We start from the raw sequence: 21,847 nt of genomic DNA on the forward strand, positions 1-21,847 counted from the left end.
AGACTGAACCAACGAAAGCCCCGTCACCTTCACCGGGGCCCGTCAGAGACAGCGAGGAGACAACAGATGAAATCCGTACTGAACCGTTTTGGCCGTACCCTGGGCGCGATCGCACTTGCAGCCTGCGCCACCTGCGCGCTGGCACAAGGCGGATACCCCAACCGCCCGATCCGCATCATCGTGCCCTGGCCGGCGGGCGGCGGCGTCGATGCGGTCACCCGCACGGTGGCCGAGAAGATGACGGCCAGCCTGGGCCAGCAAGTCGTGGTCGACAACCGGCCCGGGGCAACCGGCAATATCGGCGCCGGCATGGGCGCCAAGGCGGCACCGGATGGCTACACGCTGCTGGTCGCCAGCGCGCCGATGGCGATCAACGCCAGCCTGCACAAGAACCTGCCCTTCGACATGGGCAAGGACTTCGCGCCGCTGGGGCTGATGGCAAGCTCGCCGTACATGCTGGTAATCCACCCGTCCGTGGGCGGCTCGGTCAAGGACCTGGTGGCACGCGCCAAGGCGGAGCCCGGCAAGCTCAGCTATGCATCGGTCGGCCCGGGCACCCAGCAAAACGTGATCACCGAGGTGTTCAAGGAGACCGCCCATATCAATGTCGTGCACGCGCCCTACAAGGGCGGACCGCAGGCGCTGACCGACATGGTGGGTGGCCATATCCAGATGATGTTCCACGGCGTGCCGGCGGTGATGCCGTTCGTCAAGGGCGGCCAGCTCAAGGGCATCGCCGTGGCCAGCAAGCAGCGGCTGCCGTTGTTCCCGGATGTGCCAACCATGGCGGAGGCGGGCTTCCCCGGTATCGAGGCCAGCGAATGGTATGGCCTGGTGGCACCCGCCGGCACGCCGAAGGAAATCGTCGCGCTGCTCGGCAAGGAGATCGAGAAGGCCCTGAATGCGCCTGGCGTGCGCCAGCAACTCGTCAGCAGGGGTTATGAGCCCGCCAGCCAGAGTTCCCCAGACCAGTTTGCCAGCTTCATGGCGGCCGAGCAGAAGAAATGGGCGCTCGCCATCAAGCAGACCGGGTTCCGGCTGGAATAAGGCAGCGCGGCCTGGCGGCGCCAGGCCGCGACCCGCCTCGACCGACTCACTTCATCAGACTAACAACCGCGCGCGGCGGCGTCTTGCCCGCATTCGTACCAGCAATGGCCGCGCCAGGAGACAGCTTTGCCCCTCGATCCCACCACCACCATGGCGTCGCCAGTATCCACGCCCGCGCCGGCCGAGGACAACCCCAAGCCCATGTCCAAGGCTTCTGCGGTCACCGCCATCACCATCGGCGGTGCCCTGGAGTTATACGACTCGGGGGTGTACAACTTCTTCGCCACCCTGATCATTCCCCTCTATTTTCCTGTCGGCAATCCGCTCGGCCAGTTGCTACTGTCGTTCGGCACCTTTGGCGCGGGCTACCTGATGCGGCCCCTGGGCGGACTGGTGATCGGCGCGTACGCCGACCGCCATGGCCGCAAGCCCGCGGTGCTGCTGTCGATGTGGCTGATGGCGTTCAGCGCCCTGATCCTCGTGGTGACGCCGACCTATGCACAGATCGGCTACCTGGCCCCGGTCCTGATGATCCTCGCACGCCTGCTGCAGGGCTTTGCAATCGGCGGTGAGATGGGCTCGGCCAGCGCCATGCTGCTGGAGTACGCGGACGAACGCTCGCGCGGCTTCTACACCAGCTGGCAGACGGCCAGCCAGGGTATTGCCGCCGTGTTCGCAGCGCTGGTGGCGCTCTCGCTCAGCCATACGCTCAGCGCCGATGCCCTCGAGCATTGGGGCTGGCGCGCTGCATTCCTGCTCGGCATCCTGGTAATCCCCATCGGCCAGCTGATCCGCCGGCGCCTGGAGGAAACGCTGGTGCCGCCGCCGCGCAAGAAGGCCGCTGCCGGCGGATGGCAGCTGATGCGTCAGCACTGGCGCGAGCTGGTGGCCAGCGTGCTCCTGATGACCGGCCTCGCGGCGGCGGTACACCTGATCGCCTACTATCTGCCGAACTACGCCACCTTCCAGCTGCATATCCCGCGCGGGGAGGCGGTCTGGGCCGGCTTCGTGGCCGCGGCCATGATGGTGGTGTTTGGCCCGATCGCCGGGTGGATGTGCGACCGCGTCGGGCGCCGCACCATGGTGTGGTGGTCGCGCGTGGTGTTGCTGCTGATGGCCTATCCAGCCTTTTTCGTGCTCAACACCTTTCCGTCATTGACTTGCCTGCTGGTGGTGGTCGGGTGCCTGGCCATCCCCATGGCCATGACTTCGCCCGCCACGCTGGTGCTGGTGAGCGAGGTATTGCCGCAGCGCCTGCGGGCCACCGGCATGTCCGTGACCTACTATGTGGCCATTGCGATATTCGGCGGCTTTGCCCAGTTGTTCTCGACCTTGCTGATCCACCTGACAGGCAGTCCCAATGCGCCGGCGTTCTACCTGATCGGCTGCGGCCTGGTCTCGCTGCTCGGGTTGGCCATGGTGCCGGAAACGCTCGGCCGCCGGCTCTCGTAAGCACAGCGCCGGCAACGAAGCATGCGGCGCAGGGCTCTTCAGTGGCCGGCCGGCGCCGCAGGCGGACTTCCGCTGCCCGTGCCGGTCGGGCCGTCATCAAGGCCAAGGTAGTCATCCACCGCACTGCCCACGGTCGGATGGAAGTTCTTGTCGCCAATCGCTTCCATCAGCTCGAAGCGCTTGAGCTTGTCTCTCACGGGATCCTTCATCTCGGCAAAATGCAGCGCGATGCCGCGCGCGTCCAGGGTCCGGCTCAGTTCGCGCAGCATGTCGGCCGAGGTGACATCGACACTGGTCACCGGTTCGGCCGCCACCACGACCCTGCGCACGGGTGTCGGCGATGCATCGATCGCTTCCATCAGCCGCTCCTGGAACAGTTCGGCATTGGCGAAGAACAGCGGCGCATCCCAGCGGAACAGCACCAGGCCGTCGATGCGCTGCGCATGCGGGTAACGTTGCATGTCGTGATAGCCGCGCAGGCCTTCGACGCGGCCGAGCACGGCATAGTGCGGCCGCCAGCCGTCCCACAGGAACTCAATAACGGCGATGACCACGGCCAGGATGATCCCCTGGATGGCCCCGAACACTGCCACCGCGGCAAAGCACACCATGGAAAGCCAGAACTCCCACTGCTGGATCCGGTAGATGCGCTTGAGGTCATTCACCTCGAACAGGCCGATGGCCGCCGCGATCACCACCGCGGCCAGCGCGCTGTTTGGCAGGTACTGCAGCAGGTTGGGCGCGAACATCAGCAGCGCCGCCACGGCCAGCGCACCCACCACGCCGGTAAGCTGGGTCTTCGCGCCCGCGGCTTCGGCCACCGGCGTTCGGGACGAGCTGCTGCTGATCGGAAAGCCCTGGAAGAAGCCCACGGCCAGGTTGGCGGCGCCCAGCCCGACCATCTCCTGGTTCGGGTCGACGCGGGTGTTGGTGCGTGCGGCAAAGGTGCGCGACAGCACGCTGGTATCCGCGAACGAGATCAGCGCAACGGCACACCCGCCCAGCAGGATCTTCACCAGGTCCGCATCGCTCACCCAGGGCACGACAAAGGCCGGCAAGCCTTGCGGGATCTGGCCCAGCACCTTCACGCCGGACTGGTCCAGGTGCAGCACGCTGACGACCAGCGTGGCAATGATCACCGCGATCAGGATGCCGGGAATGCGCTCGAAGCGCTTCAGGAACAGGATCAGCACCAGGCTGCCCGCGCCGACCGCAAAGCTGTACCAGTTGGTCTCGCCGGCCAGAACCGCCCGGCCGAGGCTGATTATCTCCCGCAGCGGGCCGGCGTCCTCAATCGAGATGGCGAACAGCTTGGGCAACTGGCTGACCAGCACCGCGAGCGCGATCCCGTTCATGTAGCCATAGCGGATCGGCTTGGACAGCAACTCGGTAATGAACCCCAGCCGCAACAGCCCCATCACGATGCAGACCACGCCCGAAACGATTGCCATCATGCTGGCCACCATGATGGCGCGCGCCGGATCGCCGCCGGAGACCTGCAGCACCACAGCCAGGATCGGCGCAGCCAGGGCCGAATCCGGCCCCAGCACAAGGATCCGGCTCGGGCCGAACACGGCATACACCAGCATCGGGATCATGGTGGCGTAGAGCCCGTAGACACCGGGCACGCCGGAGGCCTCGGCGTAGGCGATGCCGACCGGCACCAGCATGGTGGTCAGTACCAGCCCGCCGGCGAGGTCGTTCGGCAGCCAGCCCGGCTGGTATGACTTCAGCATCTGGACCCCGGGGAGCCAGCGCAACCACCCGGGTGCCTTGTCGGCTTCGCGCTGCGCGGCGGGAGTCAGGTTCTGAGGCTCCATGGGGGGCATCTCCTTGGCATACATCGACTATAGAGGGTGCCGCCCCGCCGGATCAAAGAAAGAAGTGGATCAGCCTGCCCTGGAACGCCCTGGTCGGGGTGCCGCGAAGCGCCTCGGATGCTGCAATGCAATGCTGCCTGCTTGCCGCACCGCGCTCCCGATCTGGCTACGGGGAAGAACCGCCCGGGTCATTCGCTTCTGACAATCCCGGTAATGGGACGTATGATGGTCTGGCAAGCCAGCCTGTAGTCCGACAGGGTTCCCGCGCCCAGCGGAATGCCTTTGCACCGGGGAGAGACAAGATGCCGATATCGACGAGATGCCTGGCAACCGGCCTGCTGGCCCTGGCGTGGGCCTCGCCTGCCCTGGCGCAGCCCGCACCGGCAGGTGGTGCCGCCGGCGCCATATCGGAAGCGGTGCAAGGCGGGGCCAGTCCCTATCGCCCCCCGTCAGCCGCCTCGCCCGATCCTGAAGAGGCCGCGCGCGCCAAGTGCGAAGCCCTGAAGGAGCAATACAACGCCACCTCCAAGAAGCGCTCCTATCAATCATCCGGCCCCGCCACCCAGAACGCGCAAGGCCGCACCATCCCCAAGATCGAACGCGACAAGACGCGCAAGCAACTGCAGCAGGCGTACCGGGACAACTGCACGTAGCCGGGAATCTGTCTGCACGGCGTGGTGGAAGTGGCGGACGGTTCGCTGCGGGATGCGAATCGGAGCCCGCGCCTGCCAGCCAGCGTCAATTCTTCAGTTCAATCAGCAGATCCTTCGCCGCCACGCGATCGCCCTGCTGAACATGGACTGCGGCGATTTCGCAGTCCCGCTCCGCCGCGATATGGGTCTCCATCTTCATCGCCTCCAGCGCCAGCAGCGTCGTGCCCGCGGCCACGCGCTGCCCTGGCTGCACCGCCACCGTCACGATCGAGCCAGGCATGGGCGCGGCGACATGCAGCGGGTTGTCGGGCTCGGCAACCGGACGGCTGTGGCGCTTCGCCGCCGCTTGCGTGGTGCTGCGCTGCTCGACCAGCGTGGTGCGCGACTGCCCGTTCAGCTCGAACTGGACCTTGATGACACCCTCTTCGGCATCGGGGTGCGTGCCTTGCAGCGAGACCAGCAGGGTCTTGCCGGCGGCGATGTCGATGGCCACTTCTTCCTGCGGCTGCAGGCCGTACAGGTATGCCGGCGTGGGTACCACCGAGGTGTCGCTGTAGTTGCGCACATGCGCGTGGTACTCGCCGGCCTGCTTCGGGTACATCAGGTACGAAGCCAGCTGGCGGTCGTCGAGCGGCTGTTCGCACGCGGCTTCACCCGCGGCGCGCGCCGCGTCGAGGTCGACCGGCGGGATCTGGTCGCCGGGCCGGTACGGCGCGGGCGGCTCGCCGCGCAGCACCTTGCGCGACAGTGCCGCGGGGAAGCCGTCGGGCGGAAAGCCCAGTTCGCCCTTGAACAGCGACACCACCGATTCAGGGAAGGCGGTTTCCTTGGCCGGATCGCACACGTCGGCGGCGCTCAGGTCGTTGGCCACCATCATCAATGCCAGGTCGCCGACCACCTTGGACGTCGGCGTCACCTTGACGATGTCGCCGAACATCTGGTTGACCTCGGCATAGGCACGCGATACCTCGGTCCAGCGATGCTCGATGCCGAGCGAGCGCGCCTGCTCGCGCAGGTTGGTGTACTGGCCGCCGGGCATCTCGTGGCGGTACACGTCGGCGGTGCCGGCGCGGATTTCGGATTCGAACGGCGCGTAGAAGCGGCGCACCCCTTCCCAGTACATTGACGCTTCGTGCAGGCGCTCCAGGCTGAGGCCGGGATCACGCTCGCTGCCGGCCAGGGCCGCTGCGATGCTCGACAGGTTGGGTTGCGAAGTCAGCCCGCTCATGGCGTCGAGCGCGCCGTCGACCGCATCGCAGCCGGCCTCGATCGCGGCCAGTGCCGAAGCGGCCGAGATGCCGCTGGTGTCGTGGGTATGGAAATGCACCGGCAGCCCGGTCTCTTCCTTGAGCGCCCTGACCAGTGCCGCCGCGGCCTGCGGTCGGCAGATGCCGGCCATGTCCTTGATGCCCAGCACATGCACGCCGGCCTGCTTCAGCTCGCGCGCGATGCCGACGTAGTACTTCAGGTCGTATTTGGCGCGCGACTTGTCGAACAGGTCGCCGGTATAGCAGATCGCGCCTTCGCACAGCGCGCCGCTCTCGCCGACGGCGTCGATCGCGACCCGCATGTTGCGCACCCAGTTCAGTGAATCGAACACGCGGAACACATCCACGCCGGCGCTGGCCGCCTGGCGCACGAAGAAGCGCACCACGTTGTCGGCATAATTGGTGTAGCCGACCGCGTTGGAGCCGCGCAGCAGCATCTGGAACAGCACGTTGGGCACGCGCTCGCGCAGTTGCTCAAGGCGCTGCCACGGGTCTTCCTTGAGGAAGCGCAGCGCCACGTCGAAGGTGGCGCCGCCCCAGCACTCCAGCGAGAACAGCTGCGACAGTTCGCGCGCATAGAACGGCGCGATCGGCAGCATGTCGGCGGTGCGCATGCGCGTGGCGAACAGCGACTGGTGCGCGTCGCGCATGGTGGTGTCAGTCAGCAGCACCTGCTTCTGCTCCAGCATCCAGCGCGAGAACTTCTCCGCGCCCAGCTCGCGCAGCCGGTCGCGCGTACCGTAGGGCAGCGCACCGCTGGTGTCGAAGGCGGGCAGGACCGGTGCGGGCAGCGGCAGCGATGGCAGCGTGCGGCCGCTCATCTCCGGGTGCCCGTTGACGCTGACCTCGCCCAGGTAACGCAGCAGCTTGGTGGCGCGGTCCAGGCGCTTGGTGAAGGCCAGCAGTTCCGGCGTCAGGTCGATAAAGCGCGTGGTGACATCGCCGGACCGGAACGCGGCATGGTTGATGACGTTCTCGAGGAACTGCAGGTTGGACGCGACGCCGCGGATGCGGAACTCGCGCAGCGCACGGTCCATGCGCCGGATCGATTCGGGCGCGGTCGGCGCCCAGGTGGTGACCTTGACCAGCAGCGAATCGTAGTACGGCGTGATCACCGCGCCGCCGTAGGCAGTGCCGGCGTCCAGGCGCACGCCGAAGCCGGCCGCGCTGCGGTAGGCGGTGAGGCGGCCATAGTCCGGCAGGAAGCCGTTCTCCGGGTCCTCGGTGGTGATCCGGCATTGCAGCGCGTGACCGTTGAGCGAAATCGCTTCCTGCACCGGCACGCCCGCGGCGCGCACGACGATCTCGCCGTTTTCATTGCGCGTGTTCTCGGTCATGCCGATATGGCCGCCTTCGGTCACGCGGATCTGCGCCTTGACGATATCAATCCCGGTGACCATCTCCGTGACCGTGTGTTCGACCTGGATGCGCGGATTGACCTCGATGAAGTAGAACTGGCCGGAATCGGCATCCATCAGGAATTCGACCGTGCCGGCATGGGTGTAGCCGACCGCGCGCATCAGCCGCAGGGCCGATTCGCACAGCGCGGCCCGGCCGGCATCGTCGAGGTAAGGCGCGGGCGCCCGCTCCACCACCTTCTGGTTGCGCCGCTGCACGGTACAGTCGCGCTCATAGAGATGCACGAGGTTGCCGTGCGTGTCGCCGAGCACCTGCACTTCGACATGGCGCGCGTTGCGCACCAGCTTTTCGACATACACCTCGTCGTTGCCGAACGCAGCCAGCGCCTCGCGCCGCGCCGCGGCGAGCGCCCCCTCAAGGTCCTGCTCGCTTTCCAGGACCCGCATGCCGCGTCCGCCGCCGCCCCAGCTTGCCTTGAGCATCAGCGGATAGCCGACGCCGGCGGCCAGGCGCTTGCATGTCTCCAGGTCATGCGGCAGCGGATCGGTTGCCGGCATCACCGGCACGCCCGCCTCGATCGCCGCGTTGCGCGCCGCCACCTTGTTGCCAAGCTTGCGCATGACCTCGGGCGACGGGCCGATCCAGCGGATTCCCGCGTCGATCACGGCCTGCGCGAAGTCCGGGTTTTCCGAGAGGAAGCCATAGCCCGGATGAATGGCGTCGACCTTTGCCTGCCTGGCGATGCGCAGGATGTCGTCGATGTCGAGGTAAGCCGCCAGCGGCTTCTTGCCCTCGCCGACCAGATAGCTCTCATCGGACTTGAAGCGATGCAGCGCGAGGCGGTCTTCCTTCGAATAAATCGCCACCGTGCGCACATTCATCTCGGCGGCGGCGCGCATCACGCGGATCGCGATCTCGGAACGGTTGGCAATCAGCAGGGAACGGATAGGGGCGTAGTCCATGGGGCGCAGGGAAACGAACCAGCCGTGCGCAACTGCCACGGCAGGGTCAGGTGATCAGGGATGCAGCACGGGCGCGAGGCTTGCCTGGGCCGCTAGTCGAAATGGGCAAATGGGGCGTGCGAGTCCATCCAGTCATAGTGCGCCGATGCAGCGGCCCATGCCCAGTTGGCTCGCTTTGGCGACGGCTGGTCCCGCTCGCCATGCTCGCTTTGATTCTGGCCGGCAAGCGGCTGATCGCCATCTCCGGCAAGCTCGCGGCTGTGCCCGCGGGCTCCGTTTCTTCCGTAGTACATCGTGGTGCCTTCCTCTTCAAGACCAGGTTCGCCTGCCCGCGACGCAGCGCGATGGCGAGGGCGACGGCAGGTTTGCAGGCACGATGAAATACGCGCCCATCCCGGCCTGCTGCCGCAAGAAGCGGGCCACGGCCGATTCAGGCACCATCCCTTTGATTTAGTGGAGGATTTTCTTCCGAGGCCAGCCTATCGGATTTCAGAAATGAAATTTTTCATTTCATCGATGCCGCGGCCAATGCGCGATGCAGCACCTGTGCCGCGCGGCAACCGATAGTGCCGGCGTGGGCAACGTGGCCAGGCTGACGACACCCGCCCGGCCACGAATGCCAGGCCTTCAGCAGGCCGTGGCCTGGGGCGAAGCCAGTTCGCCGGCCTTGGCCATGCGGGCGCAGTACGCGGGATCGTCCGCCTTGGCCATGCGTGCGCAGTACGCCGGTTTCCCCGCCTTGGCCACGCGTGCGCAGTACGCCGGCTCCTCCGCCTTGGCCATCCGTGCACAGTACGCGGGCTCCTCCGCCTTCGCCATGCGCGCGCAGTACGCTGGTTCCTCCGCCTTCGCCATGCGCGCGCAGTACGCTGGTTCCTCCGCCTTCGCCATGCGCGCACAGTACGCGGCCTCGTCAGCTGCTGCCCGGGCACAATATGCGGCAGACGTCAGCGGGCTGCCGAATTCGCGCATGCTCAGCGCATCGCTCGCCGCGGCCATTTGCAGGAGGCGGGCCTCATCCTCCGGGCCGTCGATGCCAACGTAGGGGTCATGGTGAAGGACATAGCCGAAGATGCGCTCGCAGTCGCTGGCATAGCGCCTGGTGTCCAGGATGTGGGCATGCCAGAAGGCATCCACCTGCTCGCTGGGGACGGCGGGCGTGTCCGGATGCTTCGCCGCCAGCTTGAGGAATTGCCGGTAGCCGCTCTCCGCCTGCTCCAGCGATTCTGGCGACCAGTGCGCATGCTTCTGGTGCAGCAGCTTGGCCTTCATCCTGGAAAAGTCCAGGGCGTCGATGGCCTGCCACATGATTTCAATAGTACGGACCTGCATGATTCATGCTCCCATTTTTATTTGACTGCCTTTTATTGGACTTGCATAAGCGCGCGCCGGATTGCCGGCAGTCAGGCGCGCAGTGGTTGCGGCCCGTGCTCGATAGCGGGGCCGTTCTCCATGCGGCTGGCGAGGAAGGCAGTGATCTTCGCCGGCGGCAGCGGATGGCTGAAGTAGTAGCCCTGCACCTCGTCGCAGCCTTCGCGGCGCAGGAATTCGAGTTGCGCCTCGTTCTCCACGCCTTCGGCGACCACTTCCAGGCCGAGCCGGTGGCCGAGCCCGATCACCGCGCTGGTAATCTGCGTGTCGCTGCGGCTTTCCGGTACGTAGCGGACGAAGCTACGGTCGATCTTGACCGTATCGATCGGGAAGCGGCTCAGGTAGGCAAGTGAGGAATAGCCGGTGCCGAAGTCGTCGATCGCCAGTCGAACGCCGGTGCGCTTCAGGCGCGAGAGCCAGCTGGAAGCCTGTTCAGCATCGCGCATGATCATGCTTTCGGTAAGCTCCAGCTCCAGCAGGTTGCCAGGCAGCGCCGCTTGCCGCAGGGCATCGATAATGGTCAGCCTGAGCGACTTGTCGGCAAACTGCCGTGCCGAAAGATTGACTGAAACACGCACCGGCGGCAGCCCCTGCGCGCGCCATGCGGCATTCTGCCGGCACGCTTCGCGCAGCGCCCAGGCGCCGATCTCGACAATGGCGCCGCTCTGCTCCGCGAAGGGAATGAAATCTCCGGGCATGACCAGGCCCAGTTCCGGGTGGCGCCAGCGGATCAGTGCCTCGACCGCCGTGCACGCTCCCGACGCGAGCGCAATGCGCGGCTGGTAGTAGAGGATGAACTCGTTCTGCTCGAGCGCGCGGTGCAGGTGCGATTCCATGTCGATGCGCCGCTGCAGGGACGCGCTCATGCCCCGGCAGTAGAACTGGTAGCCGTTCTTGCCGAGCTGCTTGGCACCATACATGGCCAGGTCGGCATGCTTGAGCAGGGTCTGCCAGTCGCTGCCGTCCTCGGGGAAGGAGCTGATGCCGATACTTGCCGTCATGCGCAGCTCCGACTCGTTGACGACGAAGCCTGGCGCGAGCGCAGCCTGGATCCTGGCGATGGTCCGCTCCAGGAGCGTCGAATCGCCCTTGGGGTCCAGCAGCACGACGAATTCATCGCCGCCGAAGCGGGTGATCAGCTCCACCTCCTCCAGACTCCCGCGCAACCGGTCGGCCATCTCGCGCAGCACGATGTCGCCGGCGTTGTGGCCAATCGTGTCGTTCACGACCTTGAACTCGTCCAGGTCCACGAAAATGACATGCAGGGCCTGGCCGCTGGCGCGGGCACGGGTCAGCGCCTGCTCGAACTCGGCCTTGAACATGAGGCGGTTGGGCAGGCCGGTGAGGGCATCGTGATTGGCGAGGAAGCGCAGGTTCTCCTCGGCCTGGCGCCGCAGCAGGAAGTGCCCGGTCTGATTGGCAATGCCGCCCGCCATCGCGAGCGCATGCGTATCGGGGCTGCGCTTGCTGCGCGAATAGAGTTCGACCACGCCGAGCGTCACGTGACCCCTGCTCAGCGGGAAGGCGAACACCGTACGGATGCCGCCCGCGTCGAGCCACCTGGCTTGCGGATGCCGGGCCATCGCGCTGCGGCTTGCATACCATTGCGGCGCCGGCAAGACCGCAGCGACGGCCGGCCCTGCGGGGCGCTCGGCGAACCAGGGCTGCAGCGCCTTGACGCGGGCCAGGTAGACCGGTGGCAGCTTCAGCCCCTGGCTGTCATCGCCCGGCCAGAAGGCACCCGCCTCCCAGTCCATGCCTTCGAGCAGCGTGTGGACAATCTCCTCCAGCACCTCGGTTTCGCTGGTGGCGGTGGCCAGGTGCAGGGCAATCTGGTGTTCCTGCATCCTGGCCTGCTCGGCGGACTTGCGCTGGCTGATGTCCTGCGCGGTGCCCCGCAGCACGGCGCTGTCCGCCGCCCCATGCGCGTGGCCGATCAGGTGCAGCCAGCCCCGCCGCCCGCGCCGCGAATGGTAGGGGCACTCGAACTCGAACGGCTGGCGATCCTGCAGGGCTACCCGCATCCTTTCCTGCAGCACGGCGCGATGGCCGGCGTCGATCGCCTGGAACAGCGCTTCCGGAGTCGGTTTGTCGCCGCGCAAGCCCAGCAGGCGCGCCATTTCCCGGGAAAAATGCGCGATGTCCTTGTCCAGGTCGATGCGCCAGTCGCCCAGGCGGGCAATCTGCTGCGCCTCGGCCAGCGCGGCCTGGCTGTCGCGCAGGCTGTGCGTCATCTGGTCGGCCACGGCCACGGCGCGCGCCCGCGAACTCGACAGCGCATAGGCCAGCCACCCCAGCAGCACGCTGATGATCAGGCCGGAAACCACCACCAGCGCCGGCAGGTAGCGCTGGGGACCACTGATGGCCTTGGCATCGGCAGCAAACGCGATCACCCAGCGCCGTCCGCCGAAATTCCGCACCACGCTCTTGACCAGGTCATGCTGGCCCGGGGCCGCCTGGCCGTCCGCCAGTGCCGTCGCGCCACGCGCGGCACTGGCGTGGACGGCGCTGCCGCCAGCGACCCGGCTGCGCTCCCCGACCGCCAGGCCGGTCAGGCTGTCATAGAGCAGGTTGGCGGCGGAGGACGGGACCGCCGCCTCGGCGAAGTCTCCGGCGTCATGCACGCGGAACCGGATCCGGCGCAGGTTCTCATTGCTGACCAGGTCCTTCAGCAGGTCATCCACCCGGATCCCCGCGCCAACCGAGCCGACATAGGCGCGTCGGCGCGCTTCCACGGAATCCAGGTCGGGCACCTTGCGGTACACCGGCAGGCGCAGGGCGATGCCCACATGCGGGTTCTTTGCCTCGCTGAAGATCAGGCGCCCGCTGCTGACTGACTGCCCGGTATCGCGCGCGCGTTCAAGCGCGGCCAGGCGCCGAGGCTCGGCGCCCATGTCGATGCCGATCGACGCCAGGTTGATGTCGAGCGGCTCGACATAGGTCAGCACGAAATGGCCCGGCCGCCGGCCGGGGGGCCGCACGTTGAACGTCACGCCCGCCTCGCGCAGGATCGGATCGCTGCGCTGCCGGGCGACAAAGGCGTCGATCTCGGCCGCCGGCACGTACGGCGCGTAGTTCAGCGTCTGGAAACCGGGATAGCGCTGCGGCAGGTTCAAGCCGCTGACGAAATCGCGAAACTCGCCGCGCGAGACATGGTCGCTGGCGCCGAACAGCGCCTGCATGGTCACGAGTACATCGGTATAGAGGCGGATCCGTGTATCGATCTGCTGGATCACGTCGCCGGTATCGTTCTCGAAACGCAGGCGGACGTCCTTTTCCAGCAGGTCGGTGCAGAACGCATAGACGACAGCCGTCGTCATCACGCCAAGCAGCAAGGTGCCCGCGGTGATGGTGCGCGACCCAAGGCGTCCAAGCGGGCGCAGCGCGCGCGCAAGCGTCTGGCGCAAGATTGTTTTCCCCCCGGATGTCGATGGCAGCCATGCGGCTGAGCGGCCGTCACCAACGACTGATGCTAATAGTGCACTTATTGGCTAGGGTCCTATTCGGAATCCAGCCTCTTATATGTCTTAACAATCTATAACAAGCGGGGAAAAACGGGCCCTGAATATCGCGGCGTAAACACCCAACTTAAGTGGGGTGGCAGTGTTGTGGGGCAGTGAATTAGCAGAAAGTCGCCGCAAGCGTAAACACTGAATTCGCGAGTTATCCAGGCAAGCGCTTGCCGTTGACTGCGAAATCAGATCAACGGCCTTGAGGGGAGTATCTGCAGAATCTGGCGCACTCTCGTCGCCGGATTGCAATAAGGTCTTCGAGGGAGAATCGTTGGCGCTGCCCCATGCAACGACACGGGCAGCAGCAGAGAAGTGGCGGGTATCTGCTCGGACAGTAGAAATCCGGATCCGCAAAAAACAAAACCCCGGAAGACCGCGATCTTCCGGGGTTCGCCGCCATTGCTGGCGGAGACGGAGGGATTCGAACCCTCGATCCAGGTTTTGGCCCGGATGCTCCCTTAGCAGGGGAGTGCCTTCGACCTCTCGGCCACGTCTCCCAAACTTGCGTTGTGTGAGGGAGCCACACAACGAAGCGCGTATTCTAGCGGCGCCACACGTGTTGGTCAACGAAAAATCGATCACTCAACACAAAAATCGCGGCCCCGCCAGAAGTGTTCACGAACGGATCAGGCCTGTTCCAGTTCGAAGGCCTTGTGCAGCGCGCGCACGGCCAGTTCCATGTACTTCTCGTCGATCAGCACCGAGATCTTGATTTCCGAGGTGGAGATCATCTGGATGTTGATGCCCTCTTCCGAGAGGGTGCGGAACATCTTGCTGGCGATGCCCACGTGCGAGCGCATGCCCACGCCCACCACCGACACCTTCGACACCTTCGGGTCGCCCGACACGCTGCCGGCGCCGATGTGCGACTTCACGCCGTCGTTCAGGATGGCCAGCGCGCGCTGGTAGTCGCCGCGCGGCACGGTGAAGGTGAAATCGGTCTTGCCGTCGACGGACTGGTTCTGGATGATCATGTCGACGTCGATGTTGGCGTCGGCGACCGGGCCCAGGATCTGGTAGGCGATGCCCGGCTTGTCCGGCACGCCCAGAACGGTGATCTTGGCTTCGTCACGGGCAAAGGCGATGCCGGAGATGACGGCTGCTTCCATGGTGGAGTCTTCCTCAAAAGTGATCAGCGTGCCCGAGTGCATTTCCTGCTCGAGCGGCATAAGCGGGTCGGTCAGCGACGACAGCACGCGGGTCTTCACGCGGTACTTGCCGGCGAACTCCACGGAGCGGATCTGCAGCACCTTGGAGCCGAGGCTGGCCATTTCCAGCATTTCTTCGAAGGTGATCTGGTCCAGGCGGCGGGCGTCTTCGACCACGCGCGGGTCGGTGGTGTACACGCCGTCGACGTCGGTGTAGATCAGGCACTCGTCGGCCTCGATGGCGGCGGCAATGGCCACGGCCGAGGTGTCCGAGCCGCCACGGCCCAGCGTGGTGATGTTGCCGTCGTCGTCGATGCCCTGGAAGCCGGTGATCACGACCACGCGCCCGGCGTCGAGGTCGGCCAGGATGCGCTCGTCGTCGATCGACTCGATACGGGCCTTGGTATAGGCCGAGTCGGTCTTCACCGGCACTTGCCAGCCGGTGTAGCTGACCGCGTCGATGTCCTCGCCGTGCAGCGCGATGGCCAGCAGCGCCACGCTGGCCTGTTCGCCGGTCGAGGCGAGCATGTCCAGTTCACGCGGATTGGGCTGCGGCGAAATTTCCTTGGCGAGTCCCAGCAGGCGATTGGTCTCGCCCGACATGGCCGAAGGCACCACGACTACGCGGTGACCGGCGCGGTGCCACTTGGCCACGCGCTTGGCGACATTCTTGATGCGTTCCGAGGAACCCATCGAAGTGCCGCCGTATTTGTGAACGATGAGAGCCATCTTCTTGTCGACGCCAGCGATTGTGCAAAGCCCTTGAAAATACACGAACAAGCCCAGTCAGGCAAGGCGGGAGCGGGGTTCCGGCTGCAGATCGGAAGTGATGCCGGCGCCGATCCGGGGGCTTCAGTGCGGCGGCATCGCCACTGCCGGCGGCCGCGGATGCCATTCCACGCGCCAGCGCGGCGCCGCCGCGGCGTCCGGCCAGCGGCGGTGCATGCCCAGGCCGGCGGCCAGTACCAGCGTATCACCAGACCACAGCAGCGGCAGCCAGGCGCGGCGCCAGGCCGGGATGTCGGCTTCCTGGCAGGCTTGCTTCAGGGCCCGGGCCGGGCCGCCCGGGCGCAGCACGATCCGCTCGCCGCCGCTGCGGCCAGCCAGGTGTAAGGGCTGGCGCAGCACCGCTTCAGGCACGCCGAAGGTGTCATCGCGGAAGAAATGGAGTTCGCCGCGCCAGGCGGGCACGACGATACGGGCCTCGCCGCGCCAGTCCAGCGTCACGGGTGCCGGTGCAGCGATCGGTGGCGGCGTGCAGGCCAGCACGCGGTCGCGGAAACGGCGCAGGACCAGCCCCTCATGCGCGATCGCGGGCTCGCCGCCAGCGTGGGTGACCAGTTGCTCGCGCATCGCCGCCAGCCGAGCGGTGGACGGCGCGCGCACGCCGAGGTCGCGCAGCCAGAAGCGCAGCACGGCATCGGCATGTGCCACGGGCAAGGCGCGCAGCCCTGCCAGATCGAGTTCGGAAAGCGTGTCGGCATCGCGGCCGGGGCGTGCCAGCGCCGCCAGCGAGGCGGCTGCCAGTTCGTCGATCAGTGCGCCTGCCTGGGCGAAATGCGCGGCCGCCTGCACCACGTTGACCGGCAACGCCGGAAAGGCCGCCACCAGCGCCGGCAGGTGCGCGCGCAAGGCATTGCGCGCATAGCGGTCATCGGCATTGGACGGGTCGTCGACCCATTGCAGTGCGTTGGCCGCGCAATAGGCCTCGATCTCGGCGCGGGCCACATCCAGCCAGGGGCGCAGCAGCGTCACGCCGCTGCGCTCGTCCAGCGGGCGCAGCGCTGGCATGCCAGCCATGCCGGCCACGCCGGCACCGCGGAACAGCCGCAGCAGCACGGTCTCGACCTGGTCGTCCTGGTGGTGGGCAAACAGCAGCAGGCGCGCGCCGCTGTCGGCGCACATCGCCGCCAGCGCGGCATAGCGCGCGCGGCGCGCGGCCGCTTCCACGCCCTCTCCCGCTTCGGGCTGCACCGATACCCGCCGCACGAAATAGCCGACCTGCCACTGCGCGCACAGCGCTGCGCAGAAGCGGTCCCAGTCGTCGGCATCCGCCTGCAGGCCGTGATGGACATGCAGCGCCACCACGCGCGCGCCAACGCCCCACTCCGCCGCGGCCGCACGGGCGGCATGCAGCAGCGCGACTGAATCGCGACCGCCCGACAGGGCCACCGCGATCGTCGCCGCGCCCGCGCCGCCACCAGAAACAACAAAGGCCGCACCGGCCTGTAGGGCCTGTGCGACCTTGTCGGTCAGCCGGGCGGACGGGTCAGTCCTGGGTGCCGGTTTCCTTGAACTTGCCATAGGCGAGCAGGCGCTCGTAGCGGCGGGCCTGCAGCTCCTTCACGCTCATGCCCTGGAACTGGCGCAGCGACTCGGCCAGCGAGCGCTTGAGCATCGCCGCCATGCCCTTGTAGTCACGGTGCGCGCCGCCCAGCGGCTCGCTCACGATCTTGTCGATCAGGCCCAGCGCCTTCAGGCGGTGCGCGGTCAGGCCCAGCGCCTCGGCGGCTTCCGGTGCCTTCTCGGCGGTCTTCCACAGGATCGAGGCGCAGCCTTCCGGCGAGATCACCGCGTAGGTGGCGAACTGCAGCATCTGCACCACGTCGCCCACGGCAATCGCCAGCGCGCCGCCCGAACCGCCTTCACCGATGATGGTGGCGATCAGGGGCACCTTAAGGCCGGCCATCACGTACAAGTTATGGCCGATAGCCTCTGACTGGCCGCGCTCTTCGGCATCGATGCCGGGGAATGCGCCCGGGGTGTCGACGAAGGTGAAGATCGGCAGGCCGAACTTGTCCGCCAGCTCCATCAGGCGCTTGGCCTTGCGGTAGCCCTCGGGCTTGGGCATGCCGAAATTGCGCAGGGCGCGCTCTTTCGTGTCACGGCCCTTCTGGTGGCCGATGACCATGCACGCCTGGCCGTTGAAGCGCGCCAGGCCGCCGATGATCGAAAGATCGTCGGCAAAGGTGCGGTCGCCGTGCAGCTCGTGGAAATCAGTAAAGATCTCGCGCACGTAGTCCAGCGTATAGGGACGCTGGGGGTGGCGGGCGATTTGCGCAACCTGCCACGGGGTCAGGTTGGCGTAGATGTCTTTGGTCAGCTGCTGGCTCTTGCCGGCCAGCCGCGAAATCTCTTCGGAAATATCAACAGCCGAATCGTCCTGCACAAAGCGCAGTTCTTCGATCTTTGCCTCAAGTTCGGCAATGGGCTGCTCAAAATCCAGGAAGGTGGTTTTCATAAAATCACACGTACCTGTCTGTGAAGGGGCGCATTCTACCGGAATTTGGTCGCTATCTTAGCGCCTGCCAGATAGCCCGGACTGCACCTGCCACTAAATTTTCTTGCTGCGATGCCTAATACGTCACTGGCAACGGGTCGAGACTGCGCCACATATACCACGTGGCCACGGTTCGCCACGGCTCCCAGTTGGCCGCAACTTCGCGCGCCTCGCTGCGGGTAACGGGTTCGCCGCTGAAATAGTTGGCGGAGATCGCATTGATCAGGCCGATATCGTCCAGCGGCAACACGTTGGGCCGCATCAGGTTGAACATCAGGAACATCTCCGCGGTCCAGCGGCCGATGCCGCGAATCTGCGTCAACTCCGCGATCACGGCTTCGTCGTCCATCTGCGCCCATTCGGCGACATGCACCATGCCCGCCTTGAAGTGGTCGGCCAGGTCGATCAGGTATTCCCCCTTGCGCTTGGACAGGCCGCAGCCTGCCAGCTTCTCGGGACCGGCGCGCAGGAACTGTGCCGGGGTCAGCTTGGGGCAGAGCGCATGCAGCCGCTCCCACACCGATTGCGCCGCCTTGACCGAAATCTGCTGGCCCACCACCGCGCGCGCCAGCGTGACGAACGGATCGCCGCGCGACACCAGGTGCGCCGGGCCGTAGGTGGGGATCATCTTGCGCAGGATGCGGTCGCGCTTCATCAGGTCGGCGCAGGCTTCGTCCCAGTAGGCGGGGCGCACCGCATCGATGACGGTTTCGACCGGCAGCGGCACCGCATCCGCCTCGGGCAGCACGGCCTTGGCGTTGCGCGTGCTCCTGGCCGTGTCCTTGCCGTCAGGCAGCGGCGCCTCGCTGGCGCCAGCCTTGCCCGGGCGCGGACCGGCTGCCTTCGCCCGGGCCCTCGTAGCGGGAGGCGTGGCCGGCGGCGTGGCGGTGGCGGGCTTGCGCGCGGCAGCGTTCAAGCACGCCTCCACTCGGTGGCACCGCCCGGCTTGTCTTCCAGCACGATGCCCGCTTCCAGCAGTTGCGCGCGGATGCGGTCCGCTTCGGCAAAGTTGCGCTCAACCTTGGCGGTCTTGCGCGCGGCGATCAGGGTCTCGATCTGTTCCGGCGAGATGCCGTCGTCGGACCTGCCGCCTTGCAGGAAGGTATGCGGATCGCGCTCGAGCAGGCCCAGCGTGCCCGCCAGCGCCTTGAGCTGGCGCGCTCCCGCGGTCGAGCCGGTGCGGTTGATCTCGCTGGCCAGGTCGAACAGCACCGACATCGCGATCGGCGTGTTGAAGTCGTCGCCCATGGCCTCGGCAAAGCGCCTGGCGTGCGGCTCGTCCCAGTCCACCGCGCAGCCGCCCGGCTGGCTGTCCTTGAGCGCCGTGTACAGGCGTGTCAGGGCGTGGCGCGCATCGTCCAGGTGCGCGTCGCTGTAGTTCAGCGGGCTGCGGTAGTGCGCGCGCAGGATAAAGAAGCGCACGACCTCGGCGTCGTACGACTTCAGGACCTCGCGGATGGTGAAGAAATTGCCAAGCGACTTGGACATTTTTTCGTCGTTGATGCGCACGAATCCGTTGTGCATCCACATGTTGACGAAGGGCTTGCCGCTGGCGCCTTCAGACTGCGCAATCTCGTTCTCGTGGTGCGGGAACTGCAGGTCAGCCCCGCCGCCATGGATGTCGAAATGCTCGCCCAGCAGCGTGCAGCTCATGGCGGAGCATTCAATGTGCCAGCCCGGGCGGCCGGCGCCCCACTTCGAGTCCCACTTGCTCTCGGGCGGCTCGCTGGCCTTGGCGGACTTCCACAGCACGAAGTCGAGCGGGTCCTGCTTGGCGTCGTTGGCGCTGACGCGCTCGCCGGCGCGCAGGTCTTCCAGCGACTTGCCCGAGAGCTTGCCGTAGCCGTCGAACTTGCGCACCGAATAGTTCACGTCGCCGTCGCTGGCCTGGTAGGCCAGGCCCCTGGCTTCCAGCTTGCCGATCATGTCAAGCATCTGCGGCACGTAGTCGGTGGCGCGCGGCTCGTGGTCAGGGCGGATCACGCCCAGCGCGGCGGCATCCTCGTGCATGTACTGGATAAAGCGCGTGGTCAGCTCGCCAATGGTCTCGCCGTTCTCGGCCGCGCGGCGGATGATTTTGTCGTCGATGTCGGTGATGTTCTGCACATACGTCACCTCGTAGCCGGCGGCACGCAGCCAGCGGTGCACCATGTCGAACACCACCATCACGCGAGCGTGGCCAACGTGGCAGTAGTCGTACACCGTCATGCCGCACACATACATGCGGACCTTGCCGGGTTCGATTGGCACGAATGGCTGTTTCTCACGCGCGAGCGTGTTGTAGATGTTCAGAAGCTGCATGAAACGAAGTGAGTGGTGAGAGGAGACTGCCGGGGTTCGCACAGCAGGCAGCGCGGGCCGTGGCGCCGGTTGCCCGGCGCCTGGCAGGCCGCCGGCGGCAACGCGGCCACTGGCGCATTTCCGTCGCGCCCCATATCTTACCGGAAGGCGGTGCGCTGGTTGCCTCCGGCACGGCGCCGCCAGCGTCGCGCGAGATGCCGCGCCTGCCGCCCCGATGGCATCGCCCTTCGTGCCGGACTTGCCGCTTTGCTAGAATGCCGCGGAGTATAACGGACCTGTCCTCAATGAGCCTGCCGCTGCCCTCCCCGTCTTCTGCCATGTTCGCCGCCCCCGCGCGCCGACGCGGCCATCGCGCCGTACTGCCCCTGCTGGCCCTGGCCGCCGCGCTGGCGGCCCCTGCCTACGCGCAGAACGGCCCGTTGTCGCTGGCCGCGCCGACGGCGCCGGTCGGCGGCATCCAGTCGACCGACCCTGGCATGAGCGAGGCCCAGCAGGCCGCCAACGCGCGCCGCTACGACGAAGCCATCAAGGGCTTCGACCGCGTGCTGGCCGCCAACCCGCGCAATGCGCAGGCACGCTTCCAGCGCGCCTGGGCCCTGGCCCAGTCCGGCCGCGAGGACGCCGCCATCCAGGCCTTTGCCGAGATGGCGCAGGACTTCCCGGAACTGCCCGAGCCCCACAACAACCTGGCGCTGCTCTACGCCAAGCGCGGCGACCTGAAGCGCGCCGAGACCGAGTTGCTGCTGGCCACCGAAGTCAAGCCGGGTTTTGCCATTGGCTACACCAACCTCGGCGACGTCTACCGCCGCCTGGCCGAGCAGGCCTACACCGAAGCGCTGCGCCGCAATCCGGGCGATGCCCGCGCCAACGCCGGCCTGCGCCAGCTGAACCCTGATGCCGCGTCGCCGGCGGCGCCGGCCAAACCGGCAGCGCCCGCTGGCACTGGCCGCAAGGCGACGCCAGCGCAGCGCCAGGCACCTGCCAGCGCCCCCGCCGCCAACTGACGGCCACCCATCCCAAGGCCCGGGCGCCGCATGCCCGGACCATGTGCATCCAGACTTACCGGAGTACCTACATGATCCGTTCCCGTCGCATCGTCCTGGCCGGCCTGACCGCAGGCGCCCTGGCACTGTCCTCGTTCAGCGCGCTGGCGCAGCAAAAGGCCGCCGAGCGCGTCCAGTTCGTCACCAGTGCCGGCAAGTTCACCATCGAGCTCTACCCCGAGGCCGCGCCCAAGACCGTCGCGAACTTCCTGGAATATGTGAAGAGCGGCTTCTACAGTGGCACCATCTTCCATCGCGTGATCAATGGCTTCATGGTGCAGGGCGGCGGCTTTGACCGCGACATGAAGGAAAAGCCCACCCGTGCGCCGATCCCGCTGGAAGCCCGCGGCGGCCTGAAGAACAAGGCCGGCACGGTGGCCATGGCACGCACCAGCGACCCCAACTCGGCCACCGCGCAGTTCTTCGTCAATGTGGTGGATAATTCCAATCTCGACTACCCGCAGCCGGACGGCAACGGCTACGCAGTCTTCGGCAAGGTGGTGGAAGGCATGGAGACGATCGACAAGATCAAGAGCGTGCCGACCACGGCCTACGGCCCCATGCGCAATGTGCCGGCCGCGCCGATCGTGATCGAGTCGGCCACCGTCGTCAAATAACATTACCGAACAGA

Annotated in this window: 14 protein-coding genes and 1 tRNA gene; 5 read left to right on the forward strand and 10 right to left on the reverse strand. The window is 66.6% G+C overall.

Going from position 1 to position 21,847, the window contains the following annotated elements:
- Window positions 1–66 precede the first annotated feature (66 nt).
- Both AC07UK_RS36670 and AC07UK_RS36675 read left to right on the forward strand, forming a co-directional pair.
- On the forward strand, window positions 67–1,047 hold the full coding sequence (locus tag AC07UK_RS36670; protein ID WP_494687992.1) for a tripartite tricarboxylate transporter substrate binding protein: 981 nt from the start codon (window positions 67–69) through the stop codon (window positions 1,045–1,047).
- 126 nt (window positions 1,048–1,173) lie between these two features.
- Window positions 1,174–2,499, forward strand: a complete 1,326-nt coding sequence (locus AC07UK_RS36675) for an MFS transporter (protein WP_436221254.1) — start codon at window positions 1,174–1,176, stop codon at window positions 2,497–2,499.
- 38 nt (window positions 2,500–2,537) lie between these two features.
- On the opposite strand, the gene AC07UK_RS36680 is transcribed toward AC07UK_RS36675, so the two are convergent.
- Window positions 2,538–4,319: a SulP family inorganic anion transporter gene (locus AC07UK_RS36680; RefSeq protein ID WP_494687991.1), complete on the reverse strand. Its 1,782-nt coding sequence runs from the start codon at window positions 4,317–4,319 to the stop codon at window positions 2,538–2,540.
- Between the two features lie 302 nt (window positions 4,320–4,621).
- Between AC07UK_RS36680 and AC07UK_RS36685 the strand changes: the two genes are divergently transcribed.
- Window positions 4,622–4,972, forward strand: coding sequence for a hypothetical protein (locus AC07UK_RS36685; RefSeq protein WP_436221252.1), 351 nt, complete (start codon window positions 4,622–4,624; stop codon window positions 4,970–4,972).
- Window positions 4,973–5,057: 85 nt separating this feature from the next.
- Here AC07UK_RS36685 and AC07UK_RS36690 read toward each other — a convergent pair whose 3' ends face one another.
- From AC07UK_RS36690 to cysS, 9 genes are all read right to left on the reverse strand, one after another.
- Window positions 5,058–8,561 carry a pyruvate carboxylase gene (locus AC07UK_RS36690; RefSeq protein WP_494687990.1) on the reverse strand — a complete coding sequence of 1,168 codons (3,504 nt, stop codon included), beginning with the start codon at window positions 8,559–8,561 and terminating at the stop codon, window positions 5,058–5,060.
- Window positions 8,562–9,188: 627 nt separating this feature from the next.
- Window positions 9,189–9,893: a glycine-rich domain-containing protein gene (locus AC07UK_RS36695; RefSeq protein WP_494693914.1), complete on the reverse strand. Its 705-nt coding sequence runs from the start codon at window positions 9,891–9,893 to the stop codon at window positions 9,189–9,191.
- Window positions 9,894–9,964: 71 nt separating this feature from the next.
- Complete coding sequence (locus AC07UK_RS36700) at window positions 9,965–13,339, reverse strand: bifunctional diguanylate cyclase/phosphodiesterase (protein ID WP_436221249.1); 3,375 nt, start codon at window positions 13,337–13,339, stop codon at window positions 9,965–9,967.
- Window positions 13,340–13,847: 508 nt separating this feature from the next.
- Window positions 13,848–13,941, reverse strand: a tRNA-Ser gene (locus tag AC07UK_RS36705).
- Between the two features lie 129 nt (window positions 13,942–14,070).
- Entirely contained in the window at window positions 14,071–15,321 is a 1,251-nt protein-coding gene (locus tag AC07UK_RS36710) for an aspartate kinase (protein WP_436221248.1), read from the reverse strand.
- A gap of 123 nt (window positions 15,322–15,444) precedes the next feature.
- Complete coding sequence (gene tilS / locus AC07UK_RS36715; protein ID WP_436221247.1) at window positions 15,445–16,896, reverse strand: tRNA lysidine(34) synthetase TilS; 1,452 nt, start codon at window positions 16,894–16,896, stop codon at window positions 15,445–15,447.
- The gene (locus AC07UK_RS36720; RefSeq protein ID WP_035825182.1) at window positions 16,862–17,833 is read right to left on the reverse strand and encodes an acetyl-CoA carboxylase carboxyltransferase subunit alpha; all 972 of its coding nucleotides are present in this window, start codon (window positions 17,831–17,833) and stop codon (window positions 16,862–16,864) included. Before AC07UK_RS36720 ends, tilS begins: the two co-directional genes overlap by 35 nt.
- 115 nt (window positions 17,834–17,948) lie before the next feature.
- The gene (locus tag AC07UK_RS36725; RefSeq protein ID WP_436221246.1) at window positions 17,949–18,788 is read right to left on the reverse strand and encodes a DNA-3-methyladenine glycosylase family protein; all 840 of its coding nucleotides are present in this window, start codon (window positions 18,786–18,788) and stop codon (window positions 17,949–17,951) included.
- Complete coding sequence (gene cysS, locus AC07UK_RS36730; RefSeq protein WP_436221245.1) at window positions 18,785–20,173, reverse strand: cysteine--tRNA ligase; 1,389 nt, start codon at window positions 20,171–20,173, stop codon at window positions 18,785–18,787. Before cysS ends, AC07UK_RS36725 begins: the two co-directional genes overlap by 4 nt.
- 284 nt (window positions 20,174–20,457) lie before the next feature.
- On the opposite strand from cysS, the gene AC07UK_RS36735 reads away from it, so the two are divergent.
- Together AC07UK_RS36735 and AC07UK_RS36740 are read left to right on the forward strand one after the other, a co-directional pair.
- The gene (locus tag AC07UK_RS36735; RefSeq protein ID WP_436221244.1) at window positions 20,458–21,177 is read left to right on the forward strand and encodes a tetratricopeptide repeat protein; all 720 of its coding nucleotides are present in this window, start codon (window positions 20,458–20,460) and stop codon (window positions 21,175–21,177) included.
- Window positions 21,178–21,248: 71 nt separating this feature from the next.
- Window positions 21,249–21,833 (forward strand): peptidylprolyl isomerase, encoded by a 585-nt coding sequence (locus AC07UK_RS36740; RefSeq protein ID WP_316149024.1) that lies wholly within the window; start codon window positions 21,249–21,251, stop codon window positions 21,831–21,833.
- The last annotated feature ends 14 nt before the right edge of the window (window positions 21,834–21,847 follow it).

It is taken from the genome of Cupriavidus sp. GW821-FHT07C08 (assembly GCF_059419025.1).